Origin of the sequence: Scytonema millei VB511283 (assembly GCF_000817735.3) — a bacterium.
GTDB lineage: Bacteria > Cyanobacteriota > Cyanobacteriia > Cyanobacteriales > Chroococcidiopsidaceae > Chroococcidiopsis > Chroococcidiopsis millei_B.
The window spans coordinates 1-22,559 of sequence record NZ_JTJC03000012.1; the positions used below are offsets into that span (position 1 = coordinate 1).

Sequence of the window (22,559 nt, forward strand, 5' to 3'; positions counted from 1 at the left end):
CAAACCTCCGAGACTTTTATCTACCTTGCCATGATCCGTATCATGGTTAGGCGGCTGGCATAAAATCTCACCCTTCAAAACTTTTCAAACATCCTCTAATAGTGGCTAGTGGCTAGTGGCTAGTAGCTGTATTCTTCATCTAGTCACCAGTCACTAGTCACCAGTCACTAGATTCTTCATCTAGTCACCGAGCGCCGATAACTGATAACTGATAACTGACAGATCATGTCACCTAAATATGAAAAGCTACAAGCACGAATTCAGGAAATTCAAAAATTTGTCAGCGCTAACTTTGAGCGCGATCGAAAATTTAAAACAGTTTTCCAAGAATTAGAAAAAATTGCCGCTTGTCTCAAAACAGAAAAAATAAAATTACAAATCGTCAGCAATAACTCGATCGCAGCGCGATCGCTGCAAATTTATTTCGAGCGGCATAGATTATCGCAATTCTATCAGGTTGGACTCAGCTCTTTACCAAAGCAGATCGAACCCGTGCGATCGGCAGGAAGTGCCACACTAGTATTATCGACATCTAGCAACGAAAAAATATACCCGCTTTCTACTACTGAAACAACTAGTATCGGACGTAATCCTGATAGCGAAATAGCGATCGATTCAAGTTTGTACAAAAAAGTTTCTTGGAATCACGCTCAAATTAGTCCTTGTGGAAATTTAGCTTGGGAAATTTGCGATCGCAACAGCACTAACGGGACTTATATTAATGGAGTTCGATTACAAGGATGCCAAAAATTACAGACAGGCGATCGCATTACTCTCGCCGCATCAGCAAGTTCCGCTTATCCAGAATTTGTGTTTGAGTACAGTTTAACGACTGAATATCCAGAATCTTTAGTAGAAATGCTCGATTGCGATATTTTTTGTTTGGTGTGCGATCTCGCCACGCTTACAAACGCTTGGCAGGGAGTGATAACGATAGCTAATGCAGCACCGATCGCTAAGTGCGTCGTCATTGGTAGTATCCCGAGTTTAACTCAAGTGGAAACCTGGCTGCGCAGTCAAGATCTAAGTGATGTTTTTGAATTAGTAGTTCTATCTCTCAGTTCGTTCTCTCTCCAAACTCAAACCTCAGAAATTAATTCAGTAGCGCAACAGGAACTAGAAAAATTTTGTCAATCTTTAGAAACATTTATTAAAGGTAAGCCAGAAGATATTTTAGCTCAACGATTAACCGCACGAATTATCAAAGAACTTAGCGTCATCGAGCAAGTTCTCGATCGCGAAGCTGAGGCGATCGCCCAACAACTTCAGCAAGAAGAAGCTCGAATTCAAGGTTTAGCAACTGACGATGTAAAAGAGCAGGCGAAGAAAGCTTTACGAAAAGCTAGCGATGACAAGGATAAGTTTTTTAAGCAAGTTAAGCTCGAACTCAATCAATCGAAAGCTGCTTTATTAGATACGTATAGTAAAAAAAGTATTACGTACAAAGTTGAAGAGTTTATCGAGCGACTAAAACCACAAGTTTTGAAAAAAGGTGGATTTCAATATATTCAACTAAGAGCAGAGAATCCAGTCACTGCGAATGGTAACGTCAACGCCGATCTGACATATTTTTGCAGTCATGAATTGAAAAAATGGGCAGATAAAGAATGGCAATTAGTGACTACAACTTATGGTGAGGGTGGATTAAATGCCATAATTGAAACTGTATATAAAACACTCAATTTCTTGCCATCGATAAATCTAGATAAATCCCTTTTTTATTCCGATCGACGTATAGATATTCAAAAAAGCTTAATGAATTCGTTCATCGAAGCTCCTTATGAAGGTCGCTATCAAGGAGTTTCTCCATTAACATATGTCCTGAAACAAATCCGAGCCAACATGATGCAATTTACTTTTCTAGTTGGCTTTGGTGCTATGTTTATTGGTATAAGAGTCAGCGGTGGTGGCAAGCAAGTTATTTCCAGTATTACCCAACCTCTAAGAGAGAATCCTATCCTGTTTGGTATTGTTATATTTTTATTAATTTGTTTGCTGACCTATACTTATCAGAAAGATACCACACTGCAACTAGAGGCGATCGCCGATAAGTTAAGAAAAGAACTATCCAATCACTATCAGTCTTTGAGTAAGAATTTAGTAGAGAAATTAGTTCTGGAAATTACGACAGTTTTAGAGACAGAAGAGAAGCGGTTGAAAGATGCTTTAGAAATTGCTAACGATCTGTTTACTACTTATATTATCGATATTGAAAAGCATCAGTTGTTACTTAAAAGTAATTTAGAACAGCAAAAAATCCAACTCAGAAATTTGGACAAAGAAAAAGCCGATTTGCAAAAGCTAAAAAGATTTTAGTCTTCATTCTAACAGGAGTTACGCGCTCGATCCTTCAATAGAGTTGAAAGGAGGGCTTTAGTTTCCCCCTTTGTAAGGGTGTAGGGGCGCACAGCCGTGCGCCCCACGTCACGCACGCAATCGAGAATTGCGATAAATTTGTAGCAAAGCGATCGCCTAACTCTGTAAATAAGTCTTAGGATAGTTGGAACTGTTCTCAAAATCTCTCAAATATAACTTAGCAACAGTTCAATCCCACAAATAAAAACAAAAGTTGATTGCTATGCCCAGAAAAAAAAGGCTTTTGTTTGCACTTTTATTCAGTACGGCATTGCTCGTTAATCTCTGCTTTGGCTGGGGAAAAATCGAGCAAGTCGTTGCCCAAAAGCCAGAATATGCAGGCAAAAAGCTGGTGATGGTGACATCAGCCGATTATCCTCCCTACGAATTTCGCGATACGGCAAAAGGTAAAGGCGAAATCATCGGCTTTGACGTTGATATTGCAAAATACATTGCCAAAGAGTTAGGCTTTGAGCTAGAAATTCGCGATACTGACTTTAGCGGTATCATTCCTGCTCTGCAATCTCGACGCGCTGATTTTGCGATGGCGGGAATGACACCCACCCCCGAACGTAGACAGAATGTTGATTTTTCTGAAATTTATTACGAAGCAAAAAATACAATTATTGCCCAGAAAGGAAGTAATCTTACTAAAGCGCCAGATTTAGCGGGTAAGAAAGTCGGCGTTCAACTCGGTTCTCTGCAAGAGAAAGCTGCCAAGAAATTCAAAGGAGTAAATTTAGTTCCTTTAAACAGAATTGGTGAAATTATCCAAGAAGTCAAATCTGGGAGAATTCAAGCAGCAATTATTGAGGATACAATTGCCAAAGGTTTTGTTGCCAACAATCCAGATTTAGAATTTCATACTCTTGCTAATACAGAAGAAGCTGGCTCTGCGATCGCTTTTCCTAAAGGCTCAAATTTAGTTGGCGATTTTAACCGCGTCCTCAAACAATTGCAGAATAGCGGTGAAATGAAAAATCTGATTAATAAATGGTTTGGGAATAACGAACAACCAGCTACCAATACAGCAACATCGGGTTCGAGTAATATTTCTGCCAGTCTTCCTTTCATTATTGAAGGCGTAGGAACTACACTACTTTTTAGTGCCTTGTCTGTCTTTTTCGGCTTTATTTGGGGAACAATTCTTTCACTGTTAAAAATTTCTACATTTAAGCCGTTGGTGTGGCTTGCTAATGCCTATACCTCTATATTTCGCGGTACGCCCTTACTTCTACAAATTGCTCTAGTCTACTATGCCACACCACAACTTACGGGCTTTGATATTCCCGCTTTATTAGCAGGAGTCATCACTTTTACCCTCAACTCAGGAGCGTATATTTCTGAGACAATTCGCGGGGGCATTTTAGCAGTTGATAAGGGACAAAGGGAAGCAGCTTTGTCTTTAGGAATTGCTTATCAGCCGATGATGTTAGATATTATTTTGCCTCAAGCAATCAAAAACATTTTACCAGCTTTGGTCAATGAAAGTATTACTTTACTTAAAGATTCGGCATTAGTCTCCACAATAGGCGTAGCCGATCTTTTGCGTCGCGCTCAAATTGTTGGGGCGGAAAAATATATCTACTTTGAACCACTGCTGTTTGCGGGGTTAATTTACTACTTATTAGTCATGAGTTTGACTTGGGGGGGATATGCACTTGAAAGAAGATTACAGCGTAGCACTTGATCGAGATGTTGCTGTTAATGTTGAAAATTTAGAGAAATCCTTTGGCAGTCTCAAAGTTTTGCAAGGAATTTCGACCCAAATTAGAAAAGGAGAAGTCGTCGCAGTTATTGGACCTTCCGGTTCGGGAAAATCTACGTTTTTGCGATGTATAAACTTACTAGAAGTACCAACTGCGGGCAAGATTTATATTAATGGTACTGATATTACTTCCCGCCACGCTGATATTATGAAAATTCGCCAAAATGTCGGTATGGTATTTCAGCATTTCAATTTATTTCCGCACATGACAGTATTAGATAACGTCACCTATGCGCCAATTAAGGTGAAGCAAGTTCCAAAAAATACTGCCCGTGAAGCAGGAATAGAACTGCTGGAGAAAGTTGGTTTGGCAGAAAAGGCAAAGGTATATCCATCAAAATTATCTGGGGGACAAAAGCAACGAGTGGCGATCGCCCGGGCTTTGGCGATGAAACCGGAGGTTATGTTATTCGATGAACCAACTTCAGCCCTCGATCCAGAAATGGTGAAAGAGGTATTAGAAGTGATGAAAGACCTTGCTAGAACTAAGATTACAATGGCGATCGTCACTCACGAAATGGGATTTGCGCGCGAAGTTGCCGATCGCATTTTGTTTTTAGATGGAGGGCGTTTAGCAGAGGATGCGTCGCCTCAGCAGTTTTTTACTCATCCTCAGTGCGATCGCGCTAAGCAATTTTTGGAGAAGATTCTGTAATATAGGAAGGCTTAGGCTTTTTATTGTCCCTTCTTTCAAGTTTGGAAGAGGAGAATATTTATGTGTGGTTAAAGCAAGTAAGGATTTATTTGTGTCACGCAAAGACGCAAAGACGCAAAGAAGGACACAGAGAACTTCTCATCTGCGTTAAAACGTCATAATATACATTCATGCCAAGTATCTATTAGTTGCATGAAAATATCTACCTTAATTTTAGTTGCTCTCATTCTAGGAATTGCTTTCGGCATTTTGTTAATCTATGGCTTCCCAAACTCAATTCCATTTCTCGATTATTATCTGCTCTCGCCTCTTGGTGAGGCTTTTTTACGTCTGATTCAATTTGTCGTTGTGCCGATCGTTTTTTCTTCGCTGATTCTTGGCTTAACTCGAATTCAAAATGCTACTCAAGTCGGGAGATACACGCTAAAGTTAATTTCTAGTTATGCAGTTACTAGCGCGATCGCAGTTGGTTTAGGTATCTTTTTGGCGATTGTTTTGCAACCTGGGATCGGAGTCACTGGCTTTCAGATCTCAGAAGCTACACAAGTTGTCCAGAAGCAATCTTTGATTGATTGGTTAGTGAGTCTAATTCCGGTTAATCCTTTAGAAGCGTTAAGCACGGGAAATTTACTTCAAACGATTTTTTCTGCTGCTTTAATTGGTGTTGCGATTCAATTAGTTGGAGATAAGGCAACAAACTTTGTTGGCTTAATAGAAAGTGTTTATTTTATCTTCGAGAAAATTTTAGCGCTGATTTTATATACAGCTCCAATTGGAGTTTTTGCTTTAATTAGTTCGGCGATCGCTACGCAAGGTTTAGAGTTAATTCTCAAATTATTTATTTACGTACTTGGCTTGTGTCTGGGTTCGACAATTATGATTGGCTTTTATGCCTTGATTCTCTTCATTCTTAAAGCAAAACCCGTACATTTTTTTCAAAGTTTCTTCCCAAGTTTATCTTTAGCATTTGGTACGGCAAGCTCGAATGCAGCGCTACCAATTGCTTTACAAAATGCCCAAGAAAATTATGGAATGCGTGAAGATATTGCTAGTTTTGCTATTCCTTTAGGTACGGCTTTAAAACGCGATGGTTCGGCAATTTTACAAGGATTCAACGCTTTATTTATCGCCCAACTCTACCAGATTCCGCTGACTCCATCACTAATGCTAGCGATCGCCCTCAGTACCTTTCTGGTTTCATTTAGCACCGCTGGCGTACCAGGTGCAGGAATTATCATGATGACTACCGTACTCTCAGCCGCGGGACTGCCCGTGGAAGGAGTTGCACTTGTCGCAGGTGTCGATCGCCTCACGGATGGCTTGAAAACCGTTTTAAATGTCGTGAGTAATACGGTCAATGCTGTAATTTTAAGTCATTGGGAAAGCACCTCTTTGGAGCAAGCCGTCGAATAGTGATGTTTTAGGAGCGTCTTGAGATATCAGCGCTAATTGTAAATCTTTTAGTACATTTGTTTTCTGTTTGACCTTGCAATGTACATCATTTGTGTCAAAATAATAGACTACACGAATATATCGTATGCTTAACATACCTTACCAGGTACGTAGAATGCTTACCCTACAACAGGTGTAAATTTCGTCTTGAAAGGAAAAGCGCGATTGCAGCGAAGTTGTTTGTCAATCGTGTAGTATATGTATTACATCGCGATCTAACAATCCGTCCAAGATTAACAAATTCTTGCATCGAGAACTGTCACGAGCAATTGTTATCTATTCCGTACTGATGACAGCTGACAAATGACCGCTTTTATAGGATATAACCATGTCATCTTACTTTTGACAGATAGGCATTATGCCCGAGTTAAGACATAATGTTTAGCCTCTTAATTAGCTCAGGATAAGCGCGATCGCCGAGCAACAGTCAACCATCTGCGGCTGATTTTTTATGATTTTCTCAATTTCCGATACCTTTATCAAGCGCCCCGTCTTTGCAGCGGTGTGTTCGATTATCATTGCCCTGCTGGGAATTGCATTTATCCCCACATTGCCAGTCGCGCAGTATCCTGAAATTGCGCCACCGCAAGTCAGCGTGACTTCAAACTATGTCGGGGCAAATGCGTCAGTTGTTGAATCGACCGTTACCAACGTATTAGAGCAAGAACTCAACGGTATCCAAGGCTTGCGTTACATCAAATCTACCAGCGCCAACGATGGAACCAGCAGCATCAATCTCACATTTGAATTGGGACGCAATCAAGACTTAGCAGCAGTAGACGTGCAAAATCGGGTATCCACTGTACTATCGCGGTTGCCTGGACCCGTGACGCAGACAGGCGTGCAAGTCACGAAAGCTAACAACAACTTCTTGCTAGCATTTGGTATTTACTCCGATCGCGACGAGAACAAAAAACAAGATATCTACGACGAAACTTATTTAAGCAACTATGCCGATCTCTACATTGCCGATGCGCTCAAACGGATTAAAGGAGTGGGTGGTGTAGAAATCTTTGGCGAACGCAAATATGCCATGCGCTTGTGGCTCGACCCTAACCGCCTTGCCAGCCGTAACTTAACTCCCCAAGATGCGATCGCGGCATTGCAACAACAAAACCTGCAAGTTGGAGCGGGACAGATCGGACAACCGCCAAATAAATCCGAGCAACTGTACCAGTATGCCGTCAACGCTCAAGGCAGACTCCAAAACGAGGAGGAATTTAACAATCTCGTGATTAGAACTGCTGATGATGGCACGCTCATCAGACTCAGGGATGTCGGTCGGGCGGAGTTAGGAGCGGAAAATTATAGTTCCCTGTTGCGATTTACTGCGAGCGATCGCATTACGCACCGAGGCGTAGGATTAGGCATCAATCAGCAATTTGGCAGTAACGCCCTCGATACGGCGGCGGCTGTCAAACAAGAAATGGAGCGATTAAAAGAAACCTTTCCGCCTGGGATGCACTATGAAATTGCTTTCGATACCACGACATTTATCCAAGCTGGAACGGAAGAGGTGATCGTCTCGCTGCTGCAAGCAGTCGGATTGGTCGTCATCATCGTTTATATCTTTTTGCAGAATTGGCGATCGGCTTTGGTAATTTCAATTGCCATGCCTGTAGCTTTAATCGGGACGTTTATTTTTGTCAAAATCTTCGGTTTCTCAATTAATACCCTGACTCTCTTCGGCTTGACCTTGGCAACGGGTCTAGTTGTAGACGATGCGGTGGTGATTGTCGAAGATATCACGCGCCGAATTCAGGATGATGGACTCCGACCTGTAGATGCAGCGATCGCCTCAATGAATTCGCTGTTTAGTGCCGTCATTGCAACTTCTCTCGTCTTAATTACTGTCTTCGTCCCAGTGGCTTTTTTCCCTGGCACAACCGGACAGTTGTACAGGCAGTTTGCCCTGACAATCGCCTTTTCGATTACCGTATCGACATTTAACGCCGTGACATTTACGCCGATGCTGTCTGCGGTGTTACTCAGGCGCGGGCAAGTCCCGAATAACTGGTTTTTTAATGGGATTAACTGGGCGATCGAGAAAACCCGAATCGTTTACAGTCGGAGTATTTCTAAGCTCACCAGAGCCAAAGGAATTATTCTTGCCTTATTTGTAGTCGCATTAGGGTTTACTTACTGGCTCTACAATTTCATTCCCGCAGGCTTTATTCCCGATGAAGACCAAGGGGTGTTTATTACCGTCGTCCAAGCACCAGAGGGAGTATCGCTCAACTACACCGAAAAAGTTTTAGAAAAAGCCGAGGCAATTCTCAAGGAAGTGCCAGAAGTGCAACAGATCTTTGCTGTCGGTGGTTTTAGCTTCAGCGGTGCGACACCGAATAACGGCTTGATTTTTACCACTCTTAAACCGTGGGCAGAGAGGCGAGCTGCAAACCAATCGTTACAAGCAATTATTGGCGGCTTTTTCCCCCAGCCTTCGGGTTTATTCCCGAAAATGTTGGGGATTCAGGAAGCTACTGTGATTCCGTTTAACTTTCCAGCCATTAATGGTGTGGGGAATTTTGGCGGTTTTGAGTTTCACCTCCAAGACAGGGCAAATTTAGGGTTTGACGCGATCGGTGCAGCCTTGGGTCAATTTATGGGTCGCGCCAATACTTATCCATCTCCCGAACGACCGCAACTGACTGGCTTACGTCCTAATTTCAGCGCGAATACACCGCAAATTTCCGTAGAAGTCGATCGCGACAAGTCTAACGCGCTTGGGGTTCCGGTGGAAGATATTTTTGACACCCTACAAGCCTTTCTCGGTTCTACCTACGTAAATGACTTTAACCAGTTTAATCGAGCGTATCGAGTTTACGTGCAGGCTGATACAGAGTTTCGTTCCAACCCAGAGGATATTAAGAAGTTATACGTGCGTTCGCGTAATGTCCCTGAAGGAGCGCAAACGGGTGAAATGATTTCGCTAGGTAACTTAGTTACCGTGAAAGAAATTATCGCACCCTCAATTATCAACCACTACAACTTGTCTCGCTCGGTGGAAATTAACGGTTCTCCAGCCCCAGGCGTGAGTTCGGGACAAGCCATCAAAGCGATGGATGCAGTGGCACAAGAAACACTACCAAGAGGATTTGGTTATGAGTGGTCTGGACTGTCTTTAGAAGAAGTCGAATCTGGCGGACAGGCAATCTTTATCTTTGGTTTGGGCGTGATTTTCGTGTTTTTAACACTAGCAGCCCAGTACGAAAGCTTTGTCGATCCGTTCATTATTCTGCTAACAGTACCATTAGCAATTCTCGGCGCTTTACTTGCCGTTCTCGTTCGAGGTGCTGCCAACGATATTTACACTCAAGTTGGGTTTGTGATGCTGATTGGGATGGCAAGTAAGAACTCAATTTTGATCGTCGAGTTTGCCAACCAACTGCATGATGAGGGATTGAGTATTACCAAGTCAGCAGTTGAGGCGGCGAAAGAACGCTTGCGACCGATTTTGATGACTGCCTTCTCCACGGTTGCTGGTGGTATTCCGTTGATGATTGCTACGGGTCCTGGTGCGGCGGCGCGACAATCTTTGGGAACTGCAACTTTTGGCGGAATGTGCGTTGCTACTGTGTTGAGTCTATTCGTCATTCCCGTGCTGTACATCATTATCAAGTCAATTGAAACTCGCTTCTCTAAAAGAGCGTCCGTCGATCGCGGTTTCTAGCTGTTAACTTTTATTAAGATAGTTAATGAGCAAGTCAAAAGGCAAAAGTCAAAAGTCAAAACGCGATCGCTAATTTATGTCGTTATCAAACACCCAGCCTCACGCAACTCAAACCATTACACAGTCTCCAACATGGCAAATTAAGCTGTTGTATGACAGTGAATGTCCCTTGTGTATGCGTGAGGTCAATTTTTTGCGCAAACGAGATGCTAACCGAGGACTAGTCGAGTTTGTAGACATTGCAGACGAAAATTACAACCCCGCAGCCAACAGTGGAGTTGACTTTGAAACGGCAATGGGACGCATCCACGCCATTTTACCCGACGGTACGGTTGTCAAAAATGTAGAAGTTTTTCGTCGAGTTTACGAGATTTTAGGTATGGGTTGGATCTATGCTGCAACCAAATTACCTATAATCGGCGCGATCGTCGATCGCCTCTACGGAATTTGGGCTGACTGGCGGCTAGCGCTAACTGGACGACCAGATCTGAAAACAATTATCGCCCAACGCCAACAGAAAATTGAGTGCGAAACCGAGGGACGCTGTAAACTGTGACAGTTATCAGTTATCAGTTATCAGTTATCAGTTATCAGTTATCAGTCAACCGTCAACCGTCAACCGTCAACCGTCTTCACGCAGTGTAGCGTAGCGTTTACTACCAGCTACCAACTACCAACTACCAATGACCAATGACCAACAAAGCAACTTTTGGAGCTGGATGTTTTTGGGGGGTAGAAGCTGCTTTTCGCACCTGTAAAGGAGTTGTTTCAACTTCTGTTGGCTATATGGGTGGGCATTTCGAGCATCCCAGCTATTTAGACGTATTATCTCGGATTACGGGACATGCTGAGGTGTGTCAGGTAGAGTACGATCCTGCGGTGGTCAGCTATGAGACACTACTCGATCGCTTCTGGAGCATCCACGATCCGACAAGTTTAAATCGACAAGGTGCAGACCGAGGAGAACAATATCGCTCGGTCATTTTCTATCACACACCCGCACAAGAACAGATAGCTAGACATTCTAAAGAACAGTTAGAGCGATCGCGCAAGTATGATAAGGCGATCGTGACTCAAATTCAACCCGCTTCAACTTATTGGTTAGCAGAAGAGTATCACCAGCAATATTTGGCAAAAAAGCGCTCTAAATCGCTGTAATCTGCGAAAAGTCTCGCAATTCGCCTGTAATATTTAGCAACAGATTGCTGCTTCGATCCACATTTGAAGTCCAACGATCTTGTGTGTTTTCTTTCAGATAAATATCTATACAAAATCTGTAATGGTACTAGTAGAGCTTGTAGTTAGTATATGCTCGGATATTTGACTGTTTCGTACATCGTCTTATACTTTCTGCCAAGCAAAGAATTACAACGAATAAATACTGAAATTATCTGCTGACTGCTGAATTTTTTTATACTTAAGCCATCTGAGTTGAAAACAGCTATGAGTATTGTATGTAGTAGGGGACACCAAGTTGCAGCAGGGGCAAGATTCTGTTCTCAATGTGGTGAACTTTTGCAGATAGTACCATCCCAGCTAGTAGGTGCGATCTCATCCATAGAAAATGATGGTGAGCCGTTGCAACCTGGAACTTGCCTCCACGAGCGCTACATCATTCAACGCCAACTAGGACAAGGGGGATTCGGTAGAACCTACTTGGCAGAAGATATGGGACGGTTTCGCGAAAAATTTGTCATCAAAGAGTTTCTGCCTTCGATGAGGAACACGACCGCCCTTAAGAAAGCAGAAGAATTGTTTCAGCGAGAAGCAGCGATCCTACACCAGCTCGAACATCCCCAAATTCCTCGATTTTGGCAGATATTTCGGCAAGAAGGGCGAATTTTTTTAGTATTAGATTATGTTGATGGACCAACATATAAGGATATTTTGGAGCATCGTTTAGAGCAAGGTCAATGCTTTAGTGAAACAGAAATTTTAGAATTATTAAAAAACCTGTTACCAGTTCTTAGCTATCTTCACCGCCGAGGGGTAATTCACCGAGATATTGCGCCGGATAATATTATCCTTCGTAGGGAAGATTATCTGCCCGTATTAATTGACATGGGAGGGGTGAAGCAGGTAGCGATTCAAATTGGTACGCAGCTAGAAGCAGAACAAAATCTTGCTGGTTCTGCGATTACTTGTGTAGGTAAAATCGGCTATTGCCCAGAGGAACAGCTTTATTTTGGCATAGTAGCTCCCCACAGCGATCTATATGCTCTAGCGATCGCAGTTCTCGTACTAATGACGGGGAAAAAGCCTCAGCATTTGCTCGATCCAGATACGTTACAGTGGTCGTGGGAACAGGAGCTAAAGCTAAATCCACTACTGACAAAAACTCTAAACCGGATGTTAGCACAAAAGCCTGCTAACCGTTTTCAATCAGCAGATGAAATTTTACAGGTTTTAGCCCCCATTTTTCCCGTTGCCCCCCCAGACGAATATTCAAAACAGCTAGAGATCCCTCAGACGACTCAATCTGGATTTTTGCAACTATCAAGAATCGCTCACAAGACTTTCCAACCCCTAAATAAAGATCCGCAGAAACATCATTTCTGGAAACAATGGCGAGCCATTCAAAGTCGTCCTGCCAAGTTTTTAGTTTCAGCACTTCTGGTCGTTGTTGGGGGACTAACCTATGTTTTTTGGAAAAATTATCCAGTCCTACTACCACAGCCAATACCAGCAGAACTTGCCGATACTTCTGGTTTGCAACTGCGTAATACAATGCAGGAAGTGCAAAATGTACCATCAGGTCTGTTCAACTACGGCGGCGCTCACACCTTTGCAGCTCTGACTGCTGGTGGTATGAACGATGCGATCGCCAAAGCCCACCCAGACTTTCATCTCCGCTACACCGAGCCTTTTAATGGCGAACCTGGTTCTGGTACGGGAATTAAAATGCTGATCGATGGTGAATTGAGCATTGCTCAGAGCGCTCGATCCCTTGAAGAAGGTGACTATAGCAAGGCAAAAGTCCGTGGATTGTCCTTAGAACAAATACCAGTGGCGATTGACGGAGTGATTTTCTATACCCCTGTATCTCTACCTGTTACTGGGCTTTCCATAGACCAACTACAAGCAATCTTCAGAGGCAAAGTGACAAACTGGCAGCAGGTGGGAGGACCAAATGTACCAATTGTGCCTGTCGGACTCGACCCCAAAACGACCAGCGTACTCAAGTTACTGCTAGGCGGAGAAGGCGAAGATGTCGGCTCTAATGTGCAAATTGTCCGCGATTACACCACAGCAATTCGTAAGGTTGCTGCAACACAAGGCGGAATTTCTTACGGTTCGGCTCCCATTTTTGCTAACCAGAAGTCAATCCGTCCCCTTGCATTAGCCAAAGCCAACACCAAACAATACGTGCAACCTTTGACAGAGAATAGACAGGTGAATGCACCAGCATTTCGAGATGGCACTTACCCAATGACTCGCCGCCTATTCATTATTATCCGCCGCGATCGCTCAGTCGATGAAAAAGCTGGACTTGCCTATGTCAACATGTTGCTATCTAAAGAAGGTCAGGAGATCGTCAAGCGGAGTGGGTTCGTCCCCATTCTTTAAACTTATTGGTCATTGGTCATTGGTCATTTGTCATTTGTCACTGGTAAATACAGATAACAACATAAATGCAAGATTTCACCAATTCAGTTGACTGCTATATGGCACAATTTACTTTAGTTATTGGCAACAAAAATTACTCTTCTTGGTCGTTACGTCCTTGGCTGGTTTTAAAACAAATCGGCGTAGATTTTAACGAAGTACGAATTCCGCTTGACACGCCACAATTTCGTCAAGAAATTTTTCGCTACAGCCCGACTGGGAAAGTGCCAGTTTTGCAACACGGTAATATTACAATTTGGGAATCGATCGCAATTTGTGAATATTTAATCGAACAATTTCCTGCTGCTAATCTATTACCTACAGAATTAGCTGCCCGTGCTTTGGCACGATCGATTAGTGCCGAAATGCACGCGGGTTTTCAGAATTTGCGTCAGAATATGCCCATGAATTGCCGCAGTCATTTTCCTGGTAAAGGGATGAAACTGGGGGTACAAGAAGACATCGATCGCATCACCGCAATTTGGCGCGAGTGCCGCGAGAAATTTGGTAACAATAACGGAGATCTGTTATTCGGTCATTTTACAATTGCTGATGCCATGTTTGCCCCAGTTGTCTCCAGATTTATTACTTACGGAGTCAAATTAGATCCTATTTGCCAAGACTACGCCGAAGCAATCCGGCATCTTCCCACAATGCAAGCCTGGATAACTGCGGCACAAGTCGAACCGGAGCATTTAGAGCAGTACGATAATCAGTGAACAGTTATCAGTTATCAGTTATCAGTTATCAGTTATCAGTGGAGAGTGACTAGTTAACAGTTTTTCTCCGTCAGCCCCTTTAGCTGGGCGACTCTCCCTCAGCTCCCGAGCGCAACCTTGGCTCCCTCAGCTCTCTTTCCCCCACATCCCACACCCCACACCCCACACCCCACACCCTATTTACTACTAGCCACTAGCCACCAGTCACTAGTCACTGTCAACTGTCAACTGTCAACTATCAATCACCAAATCTACTCCACCTTCGCAGGTTGAATGGATAACTTATAACTTAATTCCGATCGCGCTTTGCCTTTGTATCCACCTTTAACTGGTGCTGCACTCTGAGGGATGGCACTAGCAGCTACGGCAATGTGACCGTCAGCCACAGCTAAGCCGTGTGTAGGGTCGAAACCCCGCCAGCCTGCACCTGGTAGGAATACCTCAGCCCAAGCGTGGAGATGGCGATCGTTGGCATCGGGATCGCCATCTTGGTAGCCACTGACAAAACGTGCTGCCAAACCCACGGCGCGACAAACTTCCATAAATAAGATTGCCGAATCGCGACAAGAACCTGACTTTTCTGTCCAAGTAATGCTTGGAGGTAAAGGTGCGCCTGTCTCACGGATGACTTGCTGGCAATTTTGATAAATTCGTTCGTTGAGTGCTGTTAAAAATCCTATCGTTTCCCCATTGTTGGCGTGATGAATTTCTTGTGCTAGTTGAATTGCCACTGGATCTATTCCTGCCGTACTCCAATATCCTTGCAGATATGGTTGGAGTTGCGATCGCATCGAACTCGGATAATCAATTGGTAATTTATTCGCCCACGGTTCCAACAGAAAATTAAACGGGTTGGTGCAGTGAGTTTCTACTTGCGATCGCGTTTGAATTTCTAATAATTCTGTAGTTTGCGAACCAAACCAAACTTTAATTGCCGCATTGCCATCCAAATCGATTATTTGAGACTGACTCACGGGAGTTGGCAATATCTTCAGTTCAAAGTCCTGCAAAGTTTGCCATCCATCCGACCGAGGACGCAAGCGAATTGTGTGCGGCTCTAAAGTTATTGGTTGGCTGTAGGTGTAGATTGTTTTGTGTACGATTTGATATTGCATTGAGGCAGTGAATCGCGAAGATTTGAAAGTTTGGCAGGCTCGTCTATCTTTAATAAAGCCTACCGCAAACGCCCCGATCGCAAAATACTAAAAATCAGCCACAATCCCAACAAACTTGCCACTGCAAATAGGACGCTACTGAGCCACGATAGCTGTGCTGTCTGGGCTTTGGAAGAAATAATCGCTGCGCCCATAATTAACGAGCCAACTAATACGCTAAACGAGAGGCGGTTAGCAGAGTCATCAAGGGTACGGCGTATGCTATCTAATCCCCGTATCGATAAATTCCATTGCAGTGTCTCTGAGGTCACGCGGTCTAATAACAGTTCGATCTGACGGGGAGATTGCAGCGAAAGACTTTTGAGATCGAGAGCCGTCCGTAATAGTGATTCTACAGGGCGATCGCCTAACAATTGACGGCGAAATAAATCTGTTAGCAAAGGTTTGACTTCATCGAGAAAATTAATTTCTGGATTAAATTGCCGCGCTAACCCCTCTAAATTAGCTAAGGTTTTTGCATACAAACCCATATTACTCGGCAAGCGGATTTTATTGTTACGAGCAACTTGCAGCAATTCGTAAATAATTTGACTGAAATTGATTTGAGACAAATCTAAGTTATAGTACTTCCGTAACATGCGATCGTAATCATTTTCCAGCCGCGATAAAATTACGGGTTGAGCTGAATCTGATAATTGCAGGGTCAACTGACTGCATCGTTGAGCGTCAATATCGACAATTGCCAACAACATTTCTACTAAAATTTGCTGGGTACGAGGATCGAGCTTGCCTACCATACCGCAATCTAACAGTGCAACACGCCCATCTTTGAGATAGAAAATATTGCCCGGATGCGGGTCAGCATGGAAGAATCCATCAATATAAAGCTGCTGGAAAAAAGCGCGAAATAGCAAAGTTGTAATTTCTTGCCGCTTAGTTTCTGGAGATACACCATTGTTTTCAGCAAAATTTGCCGATAATAAAGGGACTCCATCCAACCATTCCATCACTAATAATTTTTCTGTAGTGAAGTCCCAGAAAATTTCTGCTATGACTAATTGCTGCGGATCGAACCACTTACTAGCTGACAAATTGCGCCGTAACTGTTCGGCAAAATGAGCTTCTCGCGTGAAGTCCAGTTCTGCCTCTAATGCAGATGTGAATTCATTTGCTAAAGATTTAATCTCATAATTCTGACCGAATTCACTTCGCGCCACTAAATCGGCTACACCTTGAATCAAGGAAATATCTTGAGCAACGATCGCATCAATGCCGGGACGCTGCACTTTGATAGCAACTTCTCGACCATCTGTCAACGTAGCGCGATGAATTTGACCGATCGATCCAGCGGCAACAGCTTGAAAGTTAATTTTACTAAAAGTTTCTTCTAGAGGTTTTTTGAGTTGTTGGCGGATCGCAACTTCAATTTCTGCCCAAGGAACGGGTGGAACATCATCCTGTAGGGTTGATAGCTCATCAATATAAGAAGCAGGTAGGAGATCTGGACGAGTAGACATGAGCTGCCCGAATTTGACGTAAACGGGTCCCAAGTCCACTAGGATTTTGCGTAATACGGCTGGTGTCGGTAACTGAGGCTCGTCTGTTTTGCCGCCAGTTAGCAGCCGTCGCATATAGTCCCAGCCGTTACGGAAAAGAATTTCAGCGATTTCTCTTTGACGAGAAGTATTTTGAGTTAAGAACACGAGGAGTTACGGGTTAGGGGTTAGGGGGACAACAAGGGAGACAAGGGAGACAAGGGGGACAAGGGAGACAATGGCGTTTTTTGAGTTTTGAGGGTTTGACTAGCAAGGGAGCAAGCCTGAAATCGTTGAATTGACAATTTCACGGCTGATAATAGACTCCGGTTAGTCAGTAAATGTTTGACATCACTAGAGCAAGATTGGCTCCCATGCAAAACTCTGTGCGGCTAATCGAAGCCTTTACGAGGAGAAATAGATCTTTGATAAAACTCAATCGAGTTGAACGCTACTGTTCTGGCGGCTGCATCCCATTGGCTTGTCAGCATAACTATTAATCTTGCTACCAACAGTCAATTTGTATCCTAAATAGGAACTTAACTCATCTGCCACAAGGGGAGTGGTCAGTTGTCAGTTATCAGTTATCAGTGACTAGTGACTAGTGGCTAGTGCATGAAGAACTGACCAATCACCAATCACCAATCACCAATCACCAATGACCTTTTTACAATAAATGACTAAATTTAGGATTATCTTGCAATAATTTCAAGACTTGTTTGATTTCTTGGGTGCGGTCTTTTTTGACGATGAGGGTGACGTTACGATCGCGCACGACGACGACATCTTCTAAGCCAATAGTGACAACTACGTCTTCGTCATTCTCAGCATAAATTAAAGTTCCTGCGGTATCTAGTCCGACATGATGACCGACTTCAACGTTGGGAGTTTCTCCTTGGAGCAAACGGGCGATCGCATTCCAGTCGCCTAAATCGTCCCAACCAAAATCGGCTGGTAGCACGTAGGCGAGTTTGGTTTTCTCCATCAAGGCATAGTCAATGCTAATTTTGGGCAACTGCGAGTAAGCTGCTCTACCTTGCTGTTTGAGGGGGATGAGGATGTCTGGAGCATGGGTATGCAGTTCTTTGAGTACCACCCCAGCTCGAAAGATAAACATGCCGCTATTCCAGCAAAATCGTCCTGTAGTGAGAAATTCTTCGGCTGTACGTAGGTCTGGTTTTTCGGTAAAGCGGTTGACACGATAGACGGGTAGGTTACCATAAATTCCAGTCCGATCGCCTTGCTCGATATAACCGTAGCCAGTCGCCGGATAGCTGGGCTTAACTCCCAGGGTAGCGATCGCATCTGTGGTGGCAGCTAATTGGGCAGCAGCTTGTAAAGTGTGTTGAAATCCTGGCAAATCTCCAATCCAAGGATCGGCTGGGAAAAAACCGATGACAGCATCTTCCCCGTAGCGTTGCGCTATTTCCAGCGTACTCCAAGCCACAGCTGGGGCTGTATCTCGTCCCTCTGGTTCTGCCAAAATGTTCTGGGCTGGCATCTGGGGGAGTTGTGCTGCTACTCCCTCGGCGAGTTGGCTTGATGTCACCACCCAGAGATTTTCCCAATTCCCTGCTAAGGGTAAAAGGCGATCGGCTGTCGCTTGCAGTAGACTTTTACCGCTACCATCTAAACTTAAAAACTGCTTCGGGCGATGCCTACGGCTGAGGGGCCAAAAACGTTCGCCTTTACCTCCAGCCAAAATCACGGGGATGAGAGAACCATTCATAAGCGTTTGCGTCAAAAATTGTTAAATCTGCTTTCGAGTTTACTTTGCTTTTGCTAAAGGCAATCGTAGCTTATTGGATTACTATTTCTGTAGGGTTTGGCTTGGGGGAATAAGTTGCTGTGATTGGTGTACTAAAACGAGTCGATCGACGGTTGAAACGACAACTGCAAGAAGTAGAGGTAAGGCGATCGCTGTCTGTCACTCGCCACAATTTCTTGTCTTTTCGCCGTTGGTTGTGGTTTCAGATGACAAGAAACCGTCTCCTATTTTGGATTGGCGTGGTTAATTTGTCGATCTTGCTAGGGGCAATGGTGGCGCTGCTATTACCAATTTGGGGCAGTCGCACTTCTTCTGACTTGCTATCTAGAGACTCTCCGCAACCGCGTAGTACTTTCCTCCGCAATGGCTTGCCCTACAATCTCTCCCGTCCGGTAAATATTCTCGTTCTGGGTATCGAACCTCCTCCTAGCACCATCGGGTATAAGCCTAAATCTGCGTCGGCAACTGGAACTAGCGATACGATGCTGTTAGTCCGCTTCAACCCCAATCGCCCAGCCATCAGGGTACTTTCAATTCCTAAAGATAGTCAAGTTGTCTTACCCAAGATCGGTCTAGATAAAATTTCTCGCGCTTATGCCTTGGGAGGCGCACCTTTAACAGCGCGGGTTGTCAGCCGCACGTTAAATAATGTCCCGATCGATCGCTATCTCAGCATCAATACAGACGCTTTACGGCAATTGGTGGATCGGATCGGAGGGATTGAGGTATTTGTCCCTCAACGCATGGCATACCAAGACCGAACGCAACGGTTGCAGATCGATCTAGAACAAGGTTGGCAAACTTTAAGTGGGGAACAAGCAGAACAGTTTGCTCGTTTTCGCGTCTCAAACCAGGGAGATCTCGATCGCATCCAGCGCCAGCAGATGTTAATTGCAGCTTTGCGCGATCGCCTTACCAGTCCAGCAATACTACCCCAACTGCCTGAAATTACCAAAATTATGCAAACTGCGGTGGAAACCAATCTCAGTCCAGAAGAGCTGAGGGCGATCGTGCATTTTAGCGTCCAAATGAAGCCGGAACACTGGCAAATGCTCCTATTACCAGGAGATCTCAGCCCTTACAGTCAAGACCCCAGCAGCTATTGGCTCTATACTTCAGGTCAAGACCAGATTATGAGTCAGTACTTCGGTACTTCTACGATTGGGGCTGCACCCAAACCCAAACCGCTGACAAGCCTAAAAATTGCCGTGCAAAATGCTTCGGGCAGACCTAAATTGAGTCAAAAAGTCGTCCAATACCTCAAGCACAGAGGTTTTACAAACGTCTATGCCGTCTCCGATTGGTCGGATATTCAACGTCAGACTAATATCATCGCTCAAAAAGGCGATACCGAAGCAGCAACTAAAATTCAGCAAATCTTAGGTGTCGGCAATATTGAAGCCGCCGCGATCGGCGATTTAGGTTCTTCGCTCACAATCCGTATTGGTACAGACTGGCAGTGAGAACATGTCAAAAGTCAAAAGTCAAAAGTCAAAAGTCAAAAGTCAAAAGTCAAAAGTCAAAATTTGCCTCTTGCCACTCGCCACTTTCGATCTTGCACCGCACCGCAACACACATAACGCAACTACCAACTACCAACTACCAACTACCAACTACCAACTACCAACTACCAACTACCAACTACCAACTCTCAGATATCCTACCTGTCTCTTGTATCAGATCTGTAACTACAGCAATCAGCGTGTCTGGATCGATGGGTTTAGGTAAATGACGTTGAAAGCCTGCCGCGATCGCTTGAGTCCGATCCTCAAGTCTGGCAAATCCTGTCATCGCGATCGCCGGAATCTGCCGTTGTGCTGTTGTTTTAGTTCTGAGCTGGCGGATCAACGCATATCCATCTTCTCCAGGCATTCCTATGTCACTGACTAGCAAATCTGGCTGGAAAGCTTCTAGGGCTTGCAAAGCTGCTTGTACTGAGCCAGCAGTATACGTCTTTGCACCGCTCGTTTGCAAAATCACTGCAATCACCTCACAGCTATCTGGTTCGTCATCAACAACCAACACGCGCAGGTTGTTGAGCGGTGATGGAGTAGTCAGGAGTGAGGAGTGAGGAGCGAGGAGTGAGGGAGAAAAGAAAGCTGAGGGAGCTGAGGGAGCTGAGGGAGCTGAGGGAGAGAAAGAAAGCTGAGGGGGCTGAGGGAGCAAATTCTTCGAGTGTCCTCCTACACTTCCCACACCACGCACCACTGTCTTTCCCGACTCCCTAGTACGGGCGCACTGCTGTGCGCCCCTACCGACTCCCGACTCCCGACTCTCCATCAAAGGCAATAATACTGTAAACGTGGCTCCCTGCCCTTCTCCCAGACTCTCGACGGCTACTGAACCGCCGTGCATTTCCACCAGATAGCGGACGATCGCCAAGCCAAGTCCTAGCCCCTTGTAGTTGCGGGTAGTCGAAGCATCAGCTTGCCGAAATAACTCGAATACATGAGGTAAAAACTCAGTCTCAATACCTTTACCAGTGTCACTAACTGTAATTTGAGCATAAGAGAGGGATTCGGGAGTTGGTAGGGGCGCACTGCTGTGCGCCCGTACTAGGGAGTCGGAAGACGCTTCTCGATTTTTTGCTACTAATTGCTGGCTTCTTTGTTCAAGTGACAAGCGCACTTCAATCCGCCCACCATATGGTGTGAACTTAATCGCATTTGTGAGTAAATTCCAGACAACTTGTTGTAACCGATTGGGATCGCCATAAACTAATCCTAGATCGCGATCGAGGAAGATCTGCAAATCGATCGATTTGGCTTGAGCGCTCAACTCAACTGTTTCGATCGCGGCTTGAAGTGGGGTAGCTAAATTGAGTGGAATAAACTGTAGCTTTAATTTACCCTGCACGATGCGAGACACGTCGAGTAGATCTTCAATCAATTGAGTTTGTACCTGAGCGTTGCGCAAAATCGTACTAATTGCTCGCTGTAGCGTCGTTTCATCTCGTCGTCCCGATTCGAGAATTGTCGCCCAACCTAAAATTGCATTCAGTGGCGATCGCAATTCATGCGAAAGCATTGCCAAAAACTCGTCCTTAATTCGGTTGGCGGTTTCAGCAGCGTTACGGGCAACTTGTTCTAACTCAAATAGTCGCGCTTGCTCTTGTTCGAGTTGTTTGCGTTGCGTAATATCCAAGGCAATACCAAACAATCCTATTGGGTTGCCCGAGCGATCGTAAATCGTTCGCCCTTTATCTAAAACCCATGCGATCGCTCCATCTGGTTTGAGAATGCGAAATTCGCAGCTATAAGTTCCCGTTTTGAAGGCAGTTTGAATCCCAGCTTGAAATAGTTCTCGATCGTCGGGATAAACGAGATCCAAGACTTGCTCGAACGATCCCACAATTTCGCCGCTGCCCAGTCCCGACAAATTACCTGCATTATCCAAACGGCGAACTTCTTTTGTTTGCAGGTTCCAAGTATAGGCAGTAATATCAGCCGCTTCGAGCGCAAATCGTAAATTTGCTTCCGAAAGCTGCATTTGTTCGATCGCTTTGGCGCGTTCCTGCCGCAGGTTTTGCTTTTCTAGAGCTTCGCGCACGGCGATCGCGAGGCGATAGGATTTTCCCTTACGGACGTAATCTGTTGCTCCCCGCTTCATGGCAGCAACGGCAATTTCTTCCGTGCCGCTATCGGTAAACATAATTACCGGACAATCGGGATACTTGGCTTTTACAGCATCTAAAACAGCCAGTCCATCGCTCCAATGCAGTTGGTGATCTGTGATGACGAGATCGAACCCACCTGCTGCTAAAGTGCGTTCAAACTCAGCCGCATCAATCGCCGTTTGAATTTCTATTTCGGCAAACTCGCGTTGAAGTTCGCGACTTTCGAGCTTGCGATCGCTAGGGTTATCGTCTATCAACAGAATACGTAACATTCGATGTTTAAATATTGTTTAAAAT

14 protein-coding genes are annotated in these 22,559 nt (G+C 44.5%); 10 read left to right on the top strand and 4 right to left on the bottom strand.

The features are described from left to right. Positions 1–225: 225 nt before the first annotated feature. The 9 genes from QH73_RS24865 (at position 226) to QH73_RS24905 (ending at position 14,228) form a co-directional block, all read left to right on the top strand. Positions 226–2,316 carry an FHA domain-containing protein gene (locus QH73_RS24865; protein ID WP_039713894.1) on the top strand — a complete coding sequence of 697 codons (2,091 nt, stop codon included), beginning with the start codon at positions 226–228 and terminating at the stop codon, positions 2,314–2,316. 262 nt (positions 2,317–2,578) lie between these two features. Next, the gene (locus QH73_RS24870; protein WP_039713893.1) at positions 2,579–4,045 is read left to right on the top strand and encodes an ABC transporter substrate-binding protein/permease; all 1,467 of its coding nucleotides are present in this window, start codon (positions 2,579–2,581) and stop codon (positions 4,043–4,045) included. Beyond that, entirely contained in the window at positions 4,011–4,778 is a 768-nt protein-coding gene (locus QH73_RS24875) for an amino acid ABC transporter ATP-binding protein (RefSeq protein ID WP_039713892.1), read from the top strand. Before QH73_RS24870 ends, QH73_RS24875 begins: the two co-directional genes overlap by 35 nt. Before the next feature lie 192 nt (positions 4,779–4,970). Then, entirely contained in the window at positions 4,971–6,191 is a 1,221-nt protein-coding gene (locus QH73_RS24880) for a dicarboxylate/amino acid:cation symporter (RefSeq protein ID WP_039713891.1), read from the top strand. A gap of 490 nt (positions 6,192–6,681) precedes the next feature. Further along, positions 6,682–9,903: an efflux RND transporter permease subunit gene (locus QH73_RS24885; RefSeq protein WP_039713890.1), complete on the top strand. Its 3,222-nt coding sequence runs from the start codon at positions 6,682–6,684 to the stop codon at positions 9,901–9,903. Between the two features lie 76 nt (positions 9,904–9,979). After that, positions 9,980–10,459, top strand: coding sequence for a thiol-disulfide oxidoreductase DCC family protein (locus QH73_RS24890; RefSeq protein ID WP_039713889.1), 480 nt, complete (start codon positions 9,980–9,982; stop codon positions 10,457–10,459). A gap of 134 nt (positions 10,460–10,593) precedes the next feature. Further along, positions 10,594–11,061 carry a peptide-methionine (S)-S-oxide reductase MsrA gene (gene msrA, locus QH73_RS24895; RefSeq protein ID WP_039713888.1) on the top strand — a complete coding sequence of 156 codons (468 nt, stop codon included), beginning with the start codon at positions 10,594–10,596 and terminating at the stop codon, positions 11,059–11,061. A gap of 285 nt (positions 11,062–11,346) precedes the next feature. Next, the gene (locus QH73_RS24900) at positions 11,347–13,470 is read left to right on the top strand and encodes a serine/threonine-protein kinase (RefSeq protein WP_165587780.1); all 2,124 of its coding nucleotides are present in this window, start codon (positions 11,347–11,349) and stop codon (positions 13,468–13,470) included. Between the two features lie 65 nt (positions 13,471–13,535). Next, positions 13,536–14,228 (top strand): glutathione S-transferase family protein, encoded by a 693-nt coding sequence (locus QH73_RS24905; protein WP_309476532.1) that lies wholly within the window; start codon positions 13,536–13,538, stop codon positions 14,226–14,228. 251 nt (positions 14,229–14,479) lie between these two features. On the opposite strand, the gene QH73_RS24910 is transcribed toward QH73_RS24905, so the two are convergent. The 3 genes from QH73_RS24910 to QH73_RS24925 form a co-directional block, all read right to left on the bottom strand. Then, complete coding sequence (locus QH73_RS24910) at positions 14,480–15,343, bottom strand: transglutaminase family protein (protein WP_039713887.1); 864 nt, start codon at positions 15,341–15,343, stop codon at positions 14,480–14,482. Positions 15,344–15,402: 59 nt separating this feature from the next. Then, positions 15,403–17,046 carry an ABC1 kinase family protein gene (locus QH73_RS24915; RefSeq protein ID WP_039713886.1) on the bottom strand — a complete coding sequence of 548 codons (1,644 nt, stop codon included), beginning with the start codon at positions 17,044–17,046 and terminating at the stop codon, positions 15,403–15,405. A gap of 499 nt (positions 17,047–17,545) precedes the next feature. Then, complete coding sequence (locus tag QH73_RS24925; protein WP_039713885.1) at positions 17,546–18,607, bottom strand: mannose-1-phosphate guanylyltransferase; 1,062 nt, start codon at positions 18,605–18,607, stop codon at positions 17,546–17,548. 119 nt (positions 18,608–18,726) lie between these two features. On the opposite strand from QH73_RS24925, the gene QH73_RS24930 reads away from it, so the two are divergent. Beyond that, positions 18,727–20,109, top strand: a complete 1,383-nt coding sequence (locus QH73_RS24930) for an LCP family protein (RefSeq protein WP_039713884.1) — start codon at positions 18,727–18,729, stop codon at positions 20,107–20,109. Positions 20,110–20,287: 178 nt separating this feature from the next. Here QH73_RS24930 and QH73_RS24940 read toward each other — a convergent pair whose 3' ends face one another. Then, the gene (locus QH73_RS24940; protein ID WP_039713883.1) at positions 20,288–22,534 is read right to left on the bottom strand and encodes a hybrid sensor histidine kinase/response regulator; all 2,247 of its coding nucleotides are present in this window, start codon (positions 22,532–22,534) and stop codon (positions 20,288–20,290) included. Positions 22,535–22,559 lie beyond the last annotated feature (25 nt).

Coding starts and splice junctions, on each gene's coding strand:
- QH73_RS24880 (WP_039713891.1), top strand. CDS start 4,971: ATGAAAATATCTACCTTAATTTTAGTTGCTCTCATTCTAGGAATTGCT.
- QH73_RS24905 (WP_309476532.1), top strand. CDS start 13,536: ATGCAAGATTTCACCAATTCAGTTGACTGCTATATGGCACAATTTACT.
- QH73_RS24885 (WP_039713890.1), top strand. CDS start 6,682: ATGATTTTCTCAATTTCCGATACCTTTATCAAGCGCCCCGTCTTTGCA.
- QH73_RS24900 (WP_165587780.1), top strand. CDS start 11,347: ATGAGTATTGTATGTAGTAGGGGACACCAAGTTGCAGCAGGGGCAAGA.
- QH73_RS24925 (WP_039713885.1), bottom strand. CDS start 18,607: ATGAATGGTTCTCTCATCCCCGTGATTTTGGCTGGAGGTAAAGGCGAA.
- QH73_RS24910 (WP_039713887.1), bottom strand. CDS start 15,343: ATGCAATATCAAATCGTACACAAAACAATCTACACCTACAGCCAACCA.
- QH73_RS24890 (WP_039713889.1), top strand. CDS start 9,980: ATGTCGTTATCAAACACCCAGCCTCACGCAACTCAAACCATTACACAG.
- QH73_RS24940 (WP_039713883.1), bottom strand. CDS start 22,534: ATGTTACGTATTCTGTTGATAGACGATAACCCTAGCGATCGCAAGCTC.
- QH73_RS24875 (WP_039713892.1), top strand. CDS start 4,011: ATGCACTTGAAAGAAGATTACAGCGTAGCACTTGATCGAGATGTTGCT.
- msrA (WP_039713888.1), top strand. CDS start 10,594: ATGACCAACAAAGCAACTTTTGGAGCTGGATGTTTTTGGGGGGTAGAA.
- QH73_RS24865 (WP_039713894.1), top strand. CDS start 226: ATGTCACCTAAATATGAAAAGCTACAAGCACGAATTCAGGAAATTCAA.
- QH73_RS24870 (WP_039713893.1), top strand. CDS start 2,579: ATGCCCAGAAAAAAAAGGCTTTTGTTTGCACTTTTATTCAGTACGGCA.